This is a genomic window from Allofournierella sp., from assembly GCF_017889395.1.
GTDB lineage: Bacteria > Bacillota > Clostridia > Oscillospirales > Ruminococcaceae > Allofournierella.
The window spans coordinates 1-15,875 of record NZ_JAGHKE010000056.1 but is presented as its reverse complement, the minus strand read 5'-3'; the positions used below and the strand labels follow the sequence as shown (position 1 = coordinate 15,875).

The 15,875-nt window shown below is 62.6% G+C and carries 15 protein-coding genes; all 15 read right to left on the bottom strand.

From position 1 onward, the window contains the following. Positions 1 to 125 precede the first annotated feature (125 nt). The 15 genes from pgsA to J7G73_RS08210 all read right to left on the bottom strand — a co-directional run bounded on the left by pgsA (position 126) and on the right by J7G73_RS08210 (position 15,711). Positions 126 to 701, bottom strand: coding sequence for a CDP-diacylglycerol--glycerol-3-phosphate 3-phosphatidyltransferase (gene pgsA, locus J7G73_RS08280; protein ID WP_087292259.1), 576 nt, complete (start codon positions 699 to 701; stop codon positions 126 to 128). Further along, positions 685 to 2,037, bottom strand: a complete 1,353-nt coding sequence (gene rimO / locus J7G73_RS08275; RefSeq protein ID WP_291245909.1) for a 30S ribosomal protein S12 methylthiotransferase RimO — start codon at positions 2,035 to 2,037, stop codon at positions 685 to 687. The genes pgsA and rimO overlap by 17 nt, the downstream gene beginning before the upstream one ends. Before the next feature lie 193 nt (positions 2,038 to 2,230). After that, entirely contained in the window at positions 2,231 to 2,743 is a 513-nt protein-coding gene (locus tag J7G73_RS08270; RefSeq protein ID WP_291245908.1) for a regulatory protein RecX, read from the bottom strand. Positions 2,744 to 2,747: 4 nt separating this feature from the next. Continuing rightward, the gene (gene recA / locus J7G73_RS08265; protein WP_087292249.1) at positions 2,748 to 3,914 is read right to left on the bottom strand and encodes a recombinase RecA; all 1,167 of its coding nucleotides are present in this window, start codon (positions 3,912 to 3,914) and stop codon (positions 2,748 to 2,750) included. Positions 3,915 to 4,095: 181 nt separating this feature from the next. Then, positions 4,096 to 4,959 (bottom strand): peptide chain release factor N(5)-glutamine methyltransferase, encoded by an 864-nt coding sequence (prmC, locus tag J7G73_RS08260; RefSeq protein ID WP_291245907.1) that lies wholly within the window; start codon positions 4,957 to 4,959, stop codon positions 4,096 to 4,098. Beyond that, the gene (locus J7G73_RS08255; RefSeq protein ID WP_291245906.1) at positions 4,953 to 5,885 is read right to left on the bottom strand and encodes a DUF1385 domain-containing protein; all 933 of its coding nucleotides are present in this window, start codon (positions 5,883 to 5,885) and stop codon (positions 4,953 to 4,955) included. Before J7G73_RS08255 ends, prmC begins: the two co-directional genes overlap by 7 nt. Before the next feature lie 11 nt (positions 5,886 to 5,896). Further along, a complete protein-coding gene (locus J7G73_RS08250; protein WP_291245905.1) occupies positions 5,897 to 7,750 on the bottom strand; it encodes a hypothetical protein in 1,854 nt (617 codons plus the stop codon). 4 nt (positions 7,751 to 7,754) lie between these two features. Then, positions 7,755 to 9,224 (bottom strand): HAMP domain-containing sensor histidine kinase, encoded by a 1,470-nt coding sequence (locus J7G73_RS08245; RefSeq protein ID WP_087292240.1) that lies wholly within the window; start codon positions 9,222 to 9,224, stop codon positions 7,755 to 7,757. A 28-nt stretch (positions 9,225 to 9,252) separates the two neighbouring features. Then, positions 9,253 to 9,951, bottom strand: a complete 699-nt coding sequence (locus tag J7G73_RS08240; protein WP_087180809.1) for a response regulator transcription factor — start codon at positions 9,949 to 9,951, stop codon at positions 9,253 to 9,255. A gap of 45 nt (positions 9,952 to 9,996) precedes the next feature. Further along, the gene (locus J7G73_RS08235; RefSeq protein WP_291245904.1) at positions 9,997 to 11,280 is read right to left on the bottom strand and encodes a hypothetical protein; all 1,284 of its coding nucleotides are present in this window, start codon (positions 11,278 to 11,280) and stop codon (positions 9,997 to 9,999) included. Between the two features lie 69 nt (positions 11,281 to 11,349). Beyond that, entirely contained in the window at positions 11,350 to 12,108 is a 759-nt protein-coding gene (locus J7G73_RS08230; RefSeq protein WP_291245903.1) for a ZIP family metal transporter, read from the bottom strand. Positions 12,109 to 12,176: 68 nt separating this feature from the next. Beyond that, positions 12,177 to 12,827 carry a GDSL-type esterase/lipase family protein gene (locus tag J7G73_RS08225; protein WP_291245902.1) on the bottom strand — a complete coding sequence of 217 codons (651 nt, stop codon included), beginning with the start codon at positions 12,825 to 12,827 and terminating at the stop codon, positions 12,177 to 12,179. Positions 12,828 to 12,911: 84 nt separating this feature from the next. Continuing rightward, complete coding sequence (locus tag J7G73_RS08220) at positions 12,912 to 14,108, bottom strand: hypothetical protein (RefSeq protein ID WP_291245901.1); 1,197 nt, start codon at positions 14,106 to 14,108, stop codon at positions 12,912 to 12,914. Continuing rightward, positions 14,105 to 15,307, bottom strand: a complete 1,203-nt coding sequence (locus tag J7G73_RS08215; protein ID WP_291245900.1) for a hypothetical protein — start codon at positions 15,305 to 15,307, stop codon at positions 14,105 to 14,107. Before J7G73_RS08215 ends, J7G73_RS08220 begins: the two co-directional genes overlap by 4 nt. A gap of 20 nt (positions 15,308 to 15,327) precedes the next feature. Continuing rightward, positions 15,328 to 15,711: a hypothetical protein gene (locus J7G73_RS08210; RefSeq protein ID WP_291245899.1), complete on the bottom strand. Its 384-nt coding sequence runs from the start codon at positions 15,709 to 15,711 to the stop codon at positions 15,328 to 15,330. Positions 15,712 to 15,875: the final 164 nt, after the last annotated feature.

Below are 15,875 nucleotides of genomic sequence, written 5' to 3'. Positions count from 1 at the left end.
ACAAGGACCTGACCGCAAACGCACTGGCCATCCGCCACCTGTAATCCTGTTTTTGACACAAAAAAGGACCCGCCTTCCAGCAGGAAGGCAGGTCCTTTTTCTTTTTTACAATGAAAACAGCGGAATCACTTGGCGTTCATAAAGCATTCCCGGTTCTGCCACAGGTAGATGCCGCCGGAGAGCAGGGTCACCAGCGCCACCGCCCAGCACAGCACCATGGAGATCAGGCCTACCGCCATGATATCGCCGCCGCTGGAGAAGGCCGCCGCAAAATAGTAGAACAGGATCGTGAGCATCTGCAGCACGGTTTTCACCTTGCCCCACATGTTGGCCGCGATCACATGATTGGAGGAAGCCGCCACCATGCGCACACCGGCCACGGCAAACTCCCGGGCCAGGATGATGGCCACCACCCAGATGCTGCACACGCCGTCCCGCATCATGTACAGGAAGGCCACAGTGGTGAGCAGCTTGTCGGCCAGGGGGTCGGCAAATTTGCCGAAGTCGGTCACCAGGTTCCACTTGCGGGCCAGGTAGCCGTCCAGAAAATCGGTGAAGCTGGCCACCGCGAACACCACACCCGCCGCCAGATACCAGACGGGGTCAAAGCTGGAGGTGCCGTACTGGCTCATCTGAGCCAGTACCATAAACACCGGCACCAGCACGATGCGGGCCAGGGTAAGCTTATTGGGCAGATTCATCCTTCTCATCCTCCACTACATAGCCGTACAGATCGTACATATCGCTTTCCTCGATGTACACCTGATAGAACTCGCCGGGATACATCGAGTCCTCGCTGGAAACGCACACGTTGCCGTCGATCTCCGGGGCATCCGCCTCGCTGCGGCACAGGTACAGGCCGCTCTCCTCGTCGATGCCGTCGCAGATCACGATGAGGGTCTTGCCCACCTTCTCCTCCAGCTTGGCGGCGCTGATGTTGGCTTGGGCGCGCATGATGATATCGGCCCGGCGCTGCTTCTCCTCCTCCGGCAGCTGGTCCGGCATGGAGGCAGCCACAGTGTCCTCCTCGGGGCTGAAGGCAAAGCAGCCCAGCCGCTCAAAGGCGGTGTCCTTCACGAACTGACACAGCTCCTCGAACTCCTCCTCGGTCTCGCCGGGGTAACCCGCGATCAGAGTGGTGCGCAGGGTGATGCCGGGAATGGCCTGACGCAGCCGCTGGATGGCGCTTTCCACCACCTGACGATCGCCCTTGCGGTTCATGGCCTTGAGCACCCGGCTGTTGCAATGCTGGATGGGCAGGTCCAGATAGGGCACCACCTTCTCGTTGCGGGCCATGGCCGCGATGAAGGCGTCGGTGATGCGCTCAGGGTAGGCATACAGGATGCGGATCCAGCGGATGCCCTCGATCTTGTTCAGCTCGTCCAGCAGCTCGCAGATGCTGTTCTTGCCCCAGTCATCGCCGTAGGCGGTGGGGTCCTGAGCAACCAGCACCAGTTCCTTCACGCCCTCGTTGGCCAGCCAGCGGGCCTCGGCCAGGCAGTCCTCCATGGGACGGCTGCGCAGCGGACCGCGGATCAGCGGGATGGCGCAGTAGTGGCAGCGGTTATTGCAGCCCTCGGCAATTTTCAGATAGGCGTAGTGATGGGGGGTGGAGATCACCCGGCGGCCGCCCAGAGGCAGTTCGGTCTTGGGGCCGTAGTATTCCCGGTTCTGGTCCTCCGCACCGCCGCACAGACGGTCGATGATCTGGGGAATGGCCTTGTTGGAGCCGATGCCCACCACCGCATCCACCTCAGGGATCTCGGTGCGGATCTCATGCTGATAGCGCTCGGCCAGGCAGCCGGTGACCACCACCTTCAGGTTGGGGTTCTGCTCCTTGTAGGAGCAGGCGTTCAGGATATTCTCGATGGCTTCGGTCTTGGCGCTCTCGATGAAGCCGCAGGTGTTCACGATGATCACATCCGCCAAGCTCAGGTCGGCGGTGGTGGTGTGACCGGCAGCGATGAGACCGTGGCACATCACGTCGGCATCCACCTGGTTTTTGGGGCAGCCCAGCGAAATGATTGCGATATTCAATGCAGTATTCTCCTTTTTGTCTGGTTCGTTTGCGCCGCGCCGCTCTCGATTCACGGGCGGGCGGTCATTACAGGAAAAGGCGAGGGAGCAGCCTCCCTCGCCTTTTTATTCTATCATGTTTCTAGGGGTAAAGTCCAGCTTTGCAGGGTGGAAGTTGGCGGAAATCCGGCCCTTCCCCCGCCCTTTTCGCCGTTCAGAACTCCGGTTCCCAGTCCGGCTGGTCCTCTTCGGGCGGGTTTTCCTCCTCCCAGCGGGCCAGCGCCTCCTTGATATCCCCCAGGGAAAAGCCCCGACGGGCCATGGCGGCGATCACATTCTGGCGCTTGCCCGCCGCCAGCTTGCGGCCATAGCTGCGGCACAGCAGCTGGTAAACCGCGTCGGCGGGGCTTTCCTCTTCAAAAAGCTCCTCCAGCACCTGAGCGGCAATCTGCCGGTCCACGCCCTTTTCCGCCAGATGGGCCCGGATCTGGGCCGGGCTTTTGTGCCGGGCCAGCAGGTATTTTGCCCGGTGGCGGGCAAAGGCCTCGTCGTTGAGCAGCCCCAGCTCCACGCAGCGGGCCACGGCTGCCGCGGCCGCCCGGTCGTTCTCCAGCTTTTTGCGCACTTTATCGTACAGCTCGCCGCTGGAATGATCCCGCAGCGAGAGGTATTCCATGGCCTTATCCAGCGCGCGGCGGTAGGCCTTGTCCTCCTCTTCAAACAGCACCGGCTCAGTCCTCGACCATGATGTCCAGGTCGGCCTCGCTTACCGATACAGCCTGCTCCTTGGCGGGAGCCTCTGCTGCGGCGGGGGCAGGCGCAGCCACCACCGGGGTCACCGAGCCCTTTGCCTTCTTGCCGCCCTTCACCAGCTTATCGGCGTTCTGGCGCACCAGCTCTTCGATCTCGGCCATCAGCTCGGGATGCTCCTTGAAATAGATCTTCACGTTATCGCGGCCCTGGCCCAAGCGGGTCTCGCCATAGCTGAACCACGCGCCGCTCTTCTGCACGATGCCCAGGGTCACCGCCAGATCCAGGATCTCGCCGGTCTTGCTGATGCCCTCGCCGAACATGATGTCGAACTCGGCCTCCTTGAAGGGAGGCGCCACCTTGTTCTTGACCACCTTGGCGCGGGTGCGGTTGCCGATGAAGGCGCCGGTGGAATCCTTCAGGCCCTCAATGCGGCGCACATCGATGCGCACGGAGGAATAGTATTTCAGCGCGCGGCCGCCGGCGGTCACCTCGGGGTTGCCGTAGGACACACCCACCTTTTCACGCAGCTGGTTGATGAAGATGGCCACGGTGTTGGTCTTGCCGATAACACCGGTCAGCTTGCGCAGGGCCTGGCTCATCAGGCGGGCCTGCAGGCCCACGTGGGAGTCGCCCATCTCACCCTCGATCTCAGCGCGGGGCACCATGGCGGCCACCGAGTCGATAACGATGGCATCGATGGCGCCGGAGCGCACCAGCGCCTCGCAGATCTCCAGCGCCTGTTCGCCGGTGTCCGGCTGGCTCACCAGCAGGCTGTCGATATCCACACCCAGGGCGCGGGCATACACCGGGTCCAGCGCGTGCTCCACGTCGATGAAGGCCACCTCGCCGCCGGCCTTCTGGGCCTCGGCCAGCACATGCAGCGCCAGGGTGGTCTTACCGCTGGATTCCGGTCCGTAGATCTCCACCACACGGCCGCGGGGCATACCGCCCACACCCAGCGCCAGGTCCAGCGACAGGCTGCCGGTGGAAATGGCATCCACCTGCATGGACACGTTGCTGCCCAGCTTCATCACAGCGCCCTTGCCGAACTGCTTTTCGATCTGAGCCAGCGCGGTTTCCAGCGCAGCCTTTTTGTCTCCCGCCGCCTTTTTGCTGGGGGAAGGAAGAGGTTTCTTGTCTGCCATAATGCTTCTTGCTCCTTTATTCAAATCGGATTCGTTTTCATCACTTTCCACCACAGGCCCAACGGACCGGGCGGCTTTTGTTTCGCATGCTCTTATTATACACAAAAGAAAAGAAACTTACAACTGCAAGTTGTAAGTTTCTTGTTGATCGACCGTTTTATCGGACCTTTTCCCCCTTTTTTCAGGGCTTTTGGCCCAGAACCACCCGGTCCTTGCCCGCCAGATCCTGCCGGACGGCCACATTCCGGTAGCCCGCGGCCTCAAAAATGCCGCGCACCGCCGCCCCCTGGGCCCAGCCGATCTCCACCGCCAGCCAGCCCCCGTGCCGCAGCGCAGCAAAGTAACCGGGGGCAATGTGCTCGTAAAAGGCCAGCCCCTCGTGCTCCGCCTCCAGGGCCATTTCCGGCTCAAAGCGCAGCTCCGGCTCCAGGGTCTTCATCTCTTCGCCGGTCACGTAGGGCGGGTTGGAGAGGACGAGGTCCAGGCTCTCCGGCTCCAGTTCGTTCTGGTAGGTGAATACATCCCCTGCCACCGGCTGCACCGCGGGCCGCTCCGAATCGAAGCCGGGCAGTGCTCCGGCAGCATTGCGGGTCAGATAATTAAAGGCCTCGGGGCTTTTTTCCAAGCAGGTGACCCGGGCGGCGGGAACCAGCCGCTTGACGCCCAGGCCCACACAGCCGCTTCCGGCGCACAGGTCCAGCACCTGAGGGCCGGTCTTGCCCGCCAGCAGTTCGGCACCGGTCTCGCACAGCAGCTCGGTGTCCGCCCGGGGGATCAGCACCCCGGGGCCCACCTCCAGCTCAAAATCCAGGAAGGGCCAGTGCCCCGCCAGATACTGCAGCGGATACCGCTGCGCCCGCTTTTCGGTCAGCTGCTCCAGGCGTTCCTTCTGCGCTTCGGTCAGCTCACCGTCCGCCCAGCGCCAGTTTTTGCCCGCCACCAGCTCCATCAGGCAGGCCGCATCAAAAGCCGCATCCTCCACACCGGCCGCCTCCAGCCGGGCCCGCGCCCAGACATGGGCGGCCCGGGGCGCACCGCTTACCACAGCCCCTCCTCCGGGCGGCCGGGCAGCACCGGCTTCACCGCGGCGATGGCCACCTCGATCATGGAATCATCCGGCTCGAAGGTGGTCAGATGCTGCAGCCAGAGGCCCGGTGCACTGATGATGCGGGTGGCCAGATTATCGTACCGGCCCGCCAGCTTGATCAGCTCATAGCTGATGCCCATGACCACCGGCAGCAAAAGCAGCTTGAGCACCACCCGCAGGCCGGTGCTGTTCCAGGGCAGCACGCTGAACAGAAGGATGCTCACGATCAGCACCAGGATCATAAAGCTGGTGCCGCAGCGAGGATGGAACCGGCAGTGGCGGCGGATGTTCTCCACCGTCAGCTCCTCGCCCGCCTCATAGCAGGCGATGGTCTTGTGCTCCGCACCGTGGTACTCAAATACCCGGTGGATCTCCTTCATGCGGGTGCACAGGAACAGATAGATCACGAACATGGCGATCTTGAGCACGCCCTCCAGCAGAACCTTGCCCCAGCCCAGGGGCACAAAATGGTTCACGCCGCCCACAATGGCGGTGGGCAGTACCATAAAGAGCACAATGGCCATCATGCCGCCGATCACCGCGGCCAGCCCCATCAGAAAGCTCTGGAATTTGGGCCCGGTGTGCTCCTCCAGCCACAGATCCAGCTTGCTGGGCTGCTCCTGCTTCTCCTCGGTCATGCTCACCTCGGCGGAGTGCATCAGGTACCGATAGCCCAGCACCAGATTTTCAATCATGGCGCAGGCGCCCCGTACAAAGGGGATCTTCTGCCAACTGTGATGCTTCACGTCCTCCATGGTCAGGTCGATCTCGCCGTCCGGCTTGCGCACGGCCACGCAGATTTTTTTGGGGCCGCGCATCATGATGCCTTCCATCAGGGCCTGGCCGCCCACGCTGGTCTTAAAACATTCCTTTGGTTTTTCCATTCTTTCTCCTTTCAGCCGGGCTGACACACCGGCTCCAGCTGCACTGTGCCGTCCTCTGTGTTCACCCGGTAAAGCCAGCCTGACCGCACCGGCGCACCGGTCTGGTCGGTCAGCAGCTCCTGGTCCGCGGTGGGCTGGCCATCCGCCGCGCAGTATACATATTCAAACCCCTGCTCCACCAGATACTCGTTCCACCGCAGCGAAAGCCCGTGGGAATCGCCGCACTCGGTGGGAGACCAGTATTCCACCTGATTGGGCAGCAGCGCATAGCGCAGCAGCTGGCCCAGCCGGTCCATGGAGGAGGTCTGGGTGATCGCCAGCACCCGGTCCGTGGGTTCCAGGCAGCCGTGCAGCGCCTCAGCCTCCTGCAGGATGCCGTCCACTCCGGATGCCTGATCGCCCATGAACTGTTCAAACACCGTCTGGTAAGCGCCGGGCAGCCAGCGGGCCGGGGCATACCAGTTCACGCAGGCAAGGAAGGCCGCGCCCGCGCAGCACCAGGCCAGGGGCTTTCCCCTTCCCCAATACTGCCATAGCGCCGCCCCCAACACCAGATAAAGGGCTCCGGTGGGCAGCGGGCCGATGTAGCGGCTGAAGGCGGAAAGGGTCAGCGCCTCGCCCTCCTGGAACAGGTATACATAAGAATAGCACACCGATGCCGCATACACAACAAAAATCAATGTAAAAACTGTCAGCACCGGCCGCAGTCCGGTCCGGCGCAGCCGGGGCAGCAGGCAGGCCAGCGCCCACACCACTGCCAGCATCGCCAGGGCGGAAAGCCCCCATCGCTTGGCCAGCGGCTGAACCGCCAGCGCCCGCAAAAAGGAGGGGATCACCTGCCCCGCCAGACCCTCGCCCTTCAAAAAGGCGGTCAGATTCTCCAGCGTATAGGCCTGGGGCGCATCCTCGGTGAAATAGGAAACATACCCCTTTTCCACGCACAGCCAGCGCCAGCTTTGCCACAGACCCGCGGCAGCCGCCACGGCAACACCCGCAAAGGCAAGTCTGCAGGCCCGGCCTTTGCTGCAAAACAGCGCCCGCCGCCACAAAATCGCCGCGGCCAGCAGCCCCGCCGCCGCATACAGAATGCCGGTGCTCTTGGTCAGCACCAGCAGGCAGGCCAGCAGGCTCACGGTCAGCCCGTCCAGAAGATCCGGCCCGGTGCGGCTGCGCCAGGCAGTGTAAGCCATGCAGCCCAGCATCAGGCCCATCAGAGGCTCCACCACCAGGCTCTCGTTGTAATAGTGATTGAACACCGCCGGGAACAGCAGCAGGAACACCGCGCCGCCCACTGCGGCAGCGATTCGTTGCAGTCTACCGCCCTCGCCTGTTTTCTCCAGAAGGGGCAGCGTCAGGCCGGTGTACCACAGCAGCTGGCCCCAGAACAGCAGCGGATGGGAAAAGGGCTGCCCGATCTGCAAAAACACCAGCAGCATCTGGGCGCCGGGCGGATAGTCCGCATAGGCGCTGGCCAGCTGCGCTCCGTCGGGAAAGGCCTCTAGCCCGCACATCTGCTTGCTGAAAAGCGCCCAGTGGAGCAGGTCGTCCAGCATCACGAAACGGATCTGCCGCATCAGCAGCCAGCCAGCAGCCAGTGCCAGCACCAACGCCAAAACGGCCGGCCGCACAAGCACCGCCGTGCATCGGCCCGCGCCCGCTTTGCGGCAGCGAACCACCGCCGCAAGGAAAGCCACACCGGCGCACACTGCCATCACCGGCAGCGCCGTGCTTTTCTGCCCGGCCAGCGTGGCGCAGTAGGTCACAAGAGCGGCCCCGGCCAGAACAGCCGGGACCGTGCGTTCCATCGGCCGCTCCAGCGCCAGGGCCAGCGCCGCCGCCAGAACGAGCAAAATCAAAATCGTCACAGGGTTACTCCTTTTCCGGGCTCTCCGCCGGGTCGTTCACCGCCCAGGCGGGCGCTTCCCCGCTGCCCCGATAGATGGGCAGGCGCAGGGTCACAGTGGTGCCCTTGCCCAGCTCAGAGGCAATGTCCGCCGAGCCGTCCAGCGCGGTCATGATCTCATCCACCACCGCAAGACCGATGCCGCTGCCGCGCACCGCGCCCTTGCCCTTGAAGAATTTCAGCTTCACATTTTCCAGATCGTCCGGCGCAATGCCCCGGCCCTCGTCCTTGATCAGCACGTATACATTCTCGCCGTCCTGCAACAGGTCCAGGGTGATGGCTCCGCCGGGCGAGGAGTACTTCACCGCATTGTCCATCACGTTGATGAACACCTGGCGCAGCCGACTGCCATCCGCCCAGATGGGCAAAGGCAGCTCCGGCTCCTCATACACCAGCCGCAGCCCCTCGGCGCGGATGCGCGCCTCCATGAACAGGGCCGCATCGGTGAGTTCGGCCACCAGATCCAGCGGCCGGCATTCCAGCTTCACGCCGCTCTGCAGCCGGGAAAAGCTGAGCAGCTCCTCCACCATATCATACAGCCGGTCGGTCTCCCGCCCGATGATGGACAGGCCCTTGCGGTAGTTTTCGTCCTCCGGGTCCCGGATATGGGCGATGGTCTCCACCCAGCCCCGGATGCTGGTGAGCGGAGTGCGCAGCTCGTGGCTCACCGACGAGATAAACTCGTTCTGCAGCCGCTCGGTCTTGGAAAGCTCCCCCGCCATCTGGTTGATGGTGTTGCACAGCCGCCCGATCTCGTCGCCGTCGCTGCCCTCGGGCAGGCGAGCGCTCAGATCGCCCCGGGCGATGGCATTCGCTGTCTGCTCCACCTCGTCCAGCGGACGCACGATGGAACGGATGAAAAACACGCCGCTCCAGACGCTGAACAGCAGAATCACCGCACCGAGGCCCAAAGCCAGCAGTATCCGCTCCACCATCATCTGGTCCACCATGGTCAGGCTGGTGACCATACGCAGGGCCGCCACATCCTCCGCCGGGTAGGGCACCATTACGGTAAGGGCCATCACCCGCTCGCCGGTCACGCTGGTGTACACGCTTCGGCCGCCGCTGTTGGAGGATTCCATGGCCATGAGAAAATCCTCGGGGGCCTTTTCGTAGCGCAGCGTTCCGCCCGAGGAGGTGGCGATCACCTGACCCTCGCTGTCCAGCAGCATGAACTCGAACTTGTCCTTCTCGTCGAACTGCTCCACCATCCGGCGCAGCAGGCTGCTCCGATTCTGGGAGGTCTGCTCCGCGCTCTGGCCGGTGGTGATCTTCAGCTGACCGCCCATGCTGGAAATTCGGCTGAGCATAGCCTGCTGCACCCCGTTGTAGCTGCCGGAGATCAGGGTATAGATATAGATGCTCACCGCACCCGCCACCAGCAAAAAGGTGATCAGAAGGCTGCTGCGCAGCCATCGTTTGGTGATGCTGTTCATGGCAGCCCCCTTCCTGCGTGTCTGCCTGTCATCCGTTCCAGCGGTAGCCGTAGCCCCACACGGTGAGGATGTGCTTGGGGCTGGAGGGCTCGTCCTCCACCTTCATGCGAAGGCGGCGGATGTTCACATCCACGATCTTCACGTCGCCGTAGTAATTCTCGCCCCAGACCCCTTCCAGGATCTTTTCCCGCACCAGTGCGGTGCCGGGGTTCTGGAAGAACAGCTCCATGATCTGGAACTCAACCTGGGTCAGATCAATGGGCTTGCCCGCCTTGTACAGCACCCGGCTTTTCTGGTCCAGAATAAACTGGCCGCTTACCATGCGGGTCTCGTCCGGCACAGGGGCCTCCGCCGCGCCCCGGTTGACCCGGCGACACAGCGCCTCGATGCGGGCCAGCAGCTCGGATACGCTGAAGGGCTTGGTCATATAATCATCCGCTCCGATGGACAGACCCCGGATCTTATCCTGCTCCATGCTCTTGGCGCTCAGAATGATGATGCCGATGTTCGGGTCGTCCCGGCGGATGGTCTCGCACAGGGAAAAGCCGTTCATGCCGGGCAGCATCACATCCAGCACGGCAGCGTCGCACTTCTGGCCCTGGCTGAGCAGCGCCAGGCCCTGCTCAGCACTGCCTGCCTCCAGCACCTGATAGCCTGCCATCTGAAGATTCAAGGCGATCAGCTCGCGGATGCTGGTCTCGTCTTCCACAACTAACACTCTACGCATGCAATCAAACCTCCTATAAAAACGGGGCGGGCGGCTTTGCGCCGCTCACAGCATCCGGAAGCAGCCGGTCATTGCCGCCGGCTGCAGGTTTTCGCCGTTTTCGCCGATATGGGAAGCCAGAATCCTGGCCTGTACCTTTTTGCCGCCCACGTTCCCCAGGCGGAAATAGGACCCGCCCTCGGTGCTGGGCTCCACCACCCGGACCTCCAGGTAGCCGGTGCCGTCCTCCAGGCTGCGGATGGCCCAGCTGCCCTCCTGCGAGCCCTCCTTCACCTGGATCTTGCCCTCCCAGCTGGGGGGCAGCTCCAGATAAAAGCCGTTTTCCAGATCCACAATACCGAAGCTCTTCTCCGGGTCGGTGCTGGTGTAATCCATCCAGGCCACAAAGCTCAGGCGGCTCACCGAGATGTTTCCGTTGGCGTCCGGCAGCTCCACCGGAATCTCCACCGTTCCGTCGCCGTCGATGTCCCTGCTGGTGAGCAGGCTGGAATAACGGATGCTTTCGGTGTAGATATCCACCGGCAGCAGCGGAACATATTCCTCCAGCTGCTGGGTGGTCGCATTATAACCGAGCAGGATGCTGGCCAGCGCCGAGCCGGAACCCACGTAGCCGTCCAGCACCAGATAATAGCCGCCGTCCGACCCGCTGCTCAGATGCAGGCCCTCGCAGCTGGAAAAACGTTCCGGGCTCAGCCAGAATTCCTGGGCCATGGTAAATTCGCCCCGGATGGCCGTGAGCAGCTGCACCTTCATTCCGTCACCCGTCTGGGGGCCGATCAAAATCAGGTCCTTCAGGCCGCTTCCGGTGATGTCCTGCAATTCATACTGGGAATAAGCCTGCTCCATCACCTGGGTGAGGGTCTGGTCCTGATAGGCATACACCGAAAGATATTTTTCCCCGCTGGTGCCCACATAGCCAATCAGCAGCTGAACCCCGCCGTCACCACTCATGGCTGCTGTGCTCACGCTGTCCACCTCGGCGGAAAGGCCCTCGATTTCCTGGGTCACCACCCAGCTGCCGCCGCTCTGCTCCAGAATTGCCAGGCAGACGTTCTGCATCCCGGAGCTCACATACAGCGCTGCCGCATCCATGGAGCCGTCGCCGTTCCAGTCTCCGAACAGAAAGGGGGAGAGGATATCGCCGTTCTGGGGGTATTTCAGCTGGGGCGCTTCGCCCAGATAGGCCGTGATCGCCCGCTGCACATTGGTCTGGGGACCGGCCAGCTGAGGGGCACGCAGAAGCTCCTCCACCCCGCCGCTCATGCTGCCGGTGCAGCCGCACAAAAGGCACGCCGCCAGCGTGAGCGCTGCCAAAGCCATTCGTTTCACGGCCGTCGCCCCCTTCCTGCCCGTGGCATCTCGTACCCCGAGCCAAAAAAGATAATCTGCTTTATTATATCACGATAATAAACTGATTCCAAGTAGCATCGTCAAAACCCCGACCGCGAAGCCCGCCGCAGCCCGGGACCCCGGACCCAGCCGGTAGGCCATGGGCAGCAGCTCAAAGGCCGCCGCCCAGCACATCACCCCGGCCACTCCGGCCAGCATTCCGTTCAGAAAGCCCGGAGTGAGCAGAGACCCCAGCAGCCCAAAGGCCAGCACCGCCCCCAGCGGCTCGGCCAATCCGCTGGCAAAAGCCGCACCCGCCGCCTTTGCCCGGCTTTTGGTGGCGTAATACAGCGGCGCAGCCACCGCCAGGCCCTCGGGCAGGTTGTGCAGCCCCACCGCCAGGCTCAGCCGCAGCCCCGCCGCCGGGTCCGCCACCCCGGCAAACAGGGTGAGTGCCCCCTCCGGCAGATTGTGGGCCAGCAGTGCCAGACCGGTGACCAGTGCGCCCCGAAACGCAGCCGCCCTGCCTTCTCCGCCCTGCTGTTGCTTTGCCTCGGGCAGAAGCTGCTCCAGCAGCGCCGCCGAAGCCATGCCCAGCAGTGCAAGGCTGGTCACCGCCAGCCCCGCGCCCACCGGACCCATGGCCTCCCGCCAGCCCGCCAGCGCATGGGGTAGCAGGTCCAGCAGACTCACGGCCAGCATCACCCCCGCCGCAAAGCCGCTGCACAGCGCCATGGCCCGCCGTCCGGGGCGAAAGAGCGCGGCCACCAGACCGCCGATGCCGGTGCTCAGCCCGGCCAGAACTGTCAACGTGAGCGCATGCAGCATAAAACAACACCCCATATCCTTTTTGTACAAGGATATGGGGTGTGAAAAAGCGCTATGCGTACGGGTAATCAGCTCCTGCCGCTGAGCAGCACCCGGATCTTGGCCTCCAGCGCCAGCGCAAAGCGGGCCTGGCTGGCTGCGTCAAAGTGCATCCAGTCCGCCTCGCCCGGCTGCACGTAGGGGTTGCAGTCCATGAATTCGCAGCCGGTATCCCGGGCGGTCTGCTCCATCAGAGCGGGCAGCAGGCGGGATTTTTCCACGCAGCCCTCGCCCATCTCCTGGCCTATGCGGGGCACCTGATGTACCCGGGGATCGATCATGATGGGCGCCACGATCAGCACCCTGGGTTCGCCTGCCCACACCGGCAGCTGCTTTGCCCGGGTCACCAGACGGGCCAGCCCGTCGGCAATGTTCTGGGCGGTGGCGGAATAACGCTGCTTGCAGTCGTTGGTGCCCAGCATCACCACCAAGAGGTCCAGCGGGCTGTGAGCGTTCAGCGCCGGGGCCAGGTGTGCAAAGCCGCAGAGGCCTTCGTTCAGCGGGTCCTCAAACACGGTGGTGCGGCCGCACACTCCCTCCTCCGCCACCAGATAGCCTTCGCCCAGCTGCTCCTGCAAAAGGCGGGTCCAGCGCACGTCGTCCTCATAGCGGCCGCCGGTGGCGGCGCAATAGCCCCAGGTGTTGGAATCGCCGTAGCATACAATGTGTTTTCTGTTCATGGATGTTCGACCGCCTTTTCCCATTGTTTTCTGCCCCCTATTGTAGCAGAGCCGGGAACACAAAACAATGCCCGCGGTCAAAATTCATCCATCATCCACCCAGGTGAAGTACCGGTACTCGGGCACGTTGTTCCAGTAGTCCTCTTTCTCGATGAGAGCATAGTCTCCCCAAAAATACCGCTCCTGCTGCGGTTCGCCCGCTAGGCTCATACCAGCTCGAATACCGGTGTGATGCCGGCACTCCACCACGTAGCAGTTTCCCAGCGGGGCCAGCGCATGCAGCACATATTCCTCGCCGCTGCTTTCATTCATTCCCCGCAGTGTTGCCTCAGTGATGCTGCCGTTCGCCAGGTCCAGTGAACAGGCCAGCATGGGAAGGCTGGTGTTTTCCAAAAGGGCGTGCCCGTCCCCGATGAACTGTACCCAGGCGATCGTCGCCGGTTTTTGCTCCTGCTGCCACACCAGCCGCTGCTTTCCGCTGGACAGGTCCACTTCATACAGGCTTGCCGATTCCTGATCCTGAAAATACAGCATGCCGTCCTGAACCAAACTGAGATCCCCGGTCGTATCCGGCAGGGTGAAAAGCTCGCGGGTTTCGCCGGTGGCAAGATCCAACAGCCAGAAAAAGTACTCCTGCTCCTTATTCCGCAGCCCACAGAACACCGGCTGCCCGTTCATTTCGCCGGTGAATATACCGCTGGGAAGCGGGTTCGGGTATTCCACCCGGCGGGCAGAGGTTTCCTCCACGCCGCAGCGGTACACCTCCGGGCTGGAAAAGATATTGTCTCCCCGGTAAAAGAACCAGACCGCATCCTGCTGCGCAAAGGCCACCATGCGGGCTGCATCCGTCACCTGGCCGCCCAGGCGCGCATTTTCCAGCAGCCCCTCCCCGCCCGTCTCGCTCTTCCAGATCATTTTTGCGCCGCTGCCGTCCGGATTGCAGCGCCACACCTGTTCGCTCAGGTCAGGCGCATACTGGGTATCCGAGGTGAAGTAGTACAAAAATCTGCCGTCGGCGACCGGATAGCCGGTCAGATGTTCCCATGGCCCCATGGTCAGGGAGAGGGGGCGGGTGGTCATATCGGCAGTATCACACACCTCATTTTGGCCGGTGTAATACCGCTGTCCATCCCAGGGAAAAAGCCAGCCCTCCAGACGGGTCTCTTCCGCCTGCTCCGGCTCTGCCAGGGCCACGGGAGCCGTGGATTCGGCCGACTGCCCGCAGCCCACCATAAGCAGCAGTACCAGCGCCGATGCCAGCAACTGTTTTGCCCTTCTCATTCCGCCGCTTCCCCCTCCTGTTTAAAAATCCGATAGTCCGGCCTGCCCGCCCAGTAATCCTCTTTGGCAATGAGGGCCAGTCTGTTTTGGGGCGCATAGGAATACACCGGTTCCCCCTTTTCATTGATCCACAGCTGTTTCGTCCACCGGTCGCTTCCCACATCGATCAGGTAATATTCCCCGATCTGCGCCCGGATGTGCAGCAGCATGCCGTTCTCATCCGCCAGCACGTTTTCCACCCGCCGGCCGGTGGCGCAGTCCACATACCACACGTCACCTTCCGTATCCCGAACGCGCAGTTTTCCGTCCCAGATGTCCTGTATGCGGACGAGGGGCTCCCCCTCCTCCGAGCTGGCAAGTTGTTTGATATCTCCGGTTTCCAGATTCAGGCAGTTCACTTGATTTTTGCCGTCCGCACTGTCGGCGGCATAGCTTTCTGCGCAGACGAACTTTCCTCGGATCAGCAACGGCGGACCCAGAAACAGGTCGGCTGCCTCGGCGTTTTCGCCGCTCAAAAGAACGGTAAGCTCCCCGGTCTCCGCATCCAGCTGAAACAGCCCCGCTTCCGGTTCCCAGGAATCCTCCAGCACAGCCCGGCCCTGATACTCGCCCCAGAAGCGCAGGTGACTGCCCAGCCGCTTCACCGGCTCACAGCTGCCGGACGCCGGGTCCCACGCATAAAGCCAGGTGGAATTCCCATCCTCCTCGGTCCATTGGTGTACAAGGAAGCAGCGCCGTTCGCCGCTGCGCAGTAGGATGGGCCGTTTGCAGTATTCTCCCGCGCCGTCGGTATAGGCAATCCCGATCTGCTCATGCTCGCGGCATTCGTAAAGGATCTGTACCGCTCCACCCTCCAGCGGCATCCGGGCCAGCGCCTCACCGGATGACTCTCCCGGTCGGGTCAGAAGGAAATACAGCGCCTGCCCGTCCGAGACCGGGCCCTCGCCGGTTATCTGATATCCCCGGGGCAATTCTGGTCTCCAGGCGCGGGCGGTCATAGTTTCCAGATCATAGCGTATGTTTTGCGTGTAATAGCTCCGACTGTCTGTGCTGCGCAGCACCTGGGTCTGCGGCTCCTCGATCTGAACTTCGGGCGTTGGCGTGGGGGCTCCTGCCCCCAGGTCCTGCTCCTTTGCGCCACAGCCCGCCAGAAGCAGCAGAGGCAGCGCAACTGCCAACAGCCAATGATTCCGTTTCATTCAGCCCCCTCCTTCCGGTTTCATTTCTCCGTCAGGCTCACGTCCAGCTGGTCCAGCTCCTCCTTCTCCAGCGGGCAGACCCCGAACACCAACATGCCGTTCACATAATTGGCATACAGATACAGCTTCGCTCCCGGCGAATACCGGGCCCGCAGCTCGCTCGTGTTTCCCTCTGTCACATAAGGCTGAATCAGCACATCCAGCACCTGCCAGTCATCCAGCACATCCAGCCCGGTAACCGCCAGATATTCGTCCATCAGATGCTCCAGATCCTGCCCGGTGTATTCCCGCGAGTTTCTCATCAGCATGCGCACCAGCTGCCCCTCGGCGCTCATTTCCCATTGCAGAGAGGACCATTGTTCCCAGTCCTGCGTGGTGTTCAGATTCCATGCGGAAAATCCCACGCTGTCCGAGGCGGAGCGCCAGTGGTCTGCATTTGCGATCTGCAGTTCCAGCTACGACTGCTACTCCTCGCTCCAGAAATCCATCTGCCGCAAAAAGTCATACAGCCGGTCGGGCGCGTCGCCCAGGGCTTCCTGATCCGTCATCTGCAAAAGCGCTCCCGCGT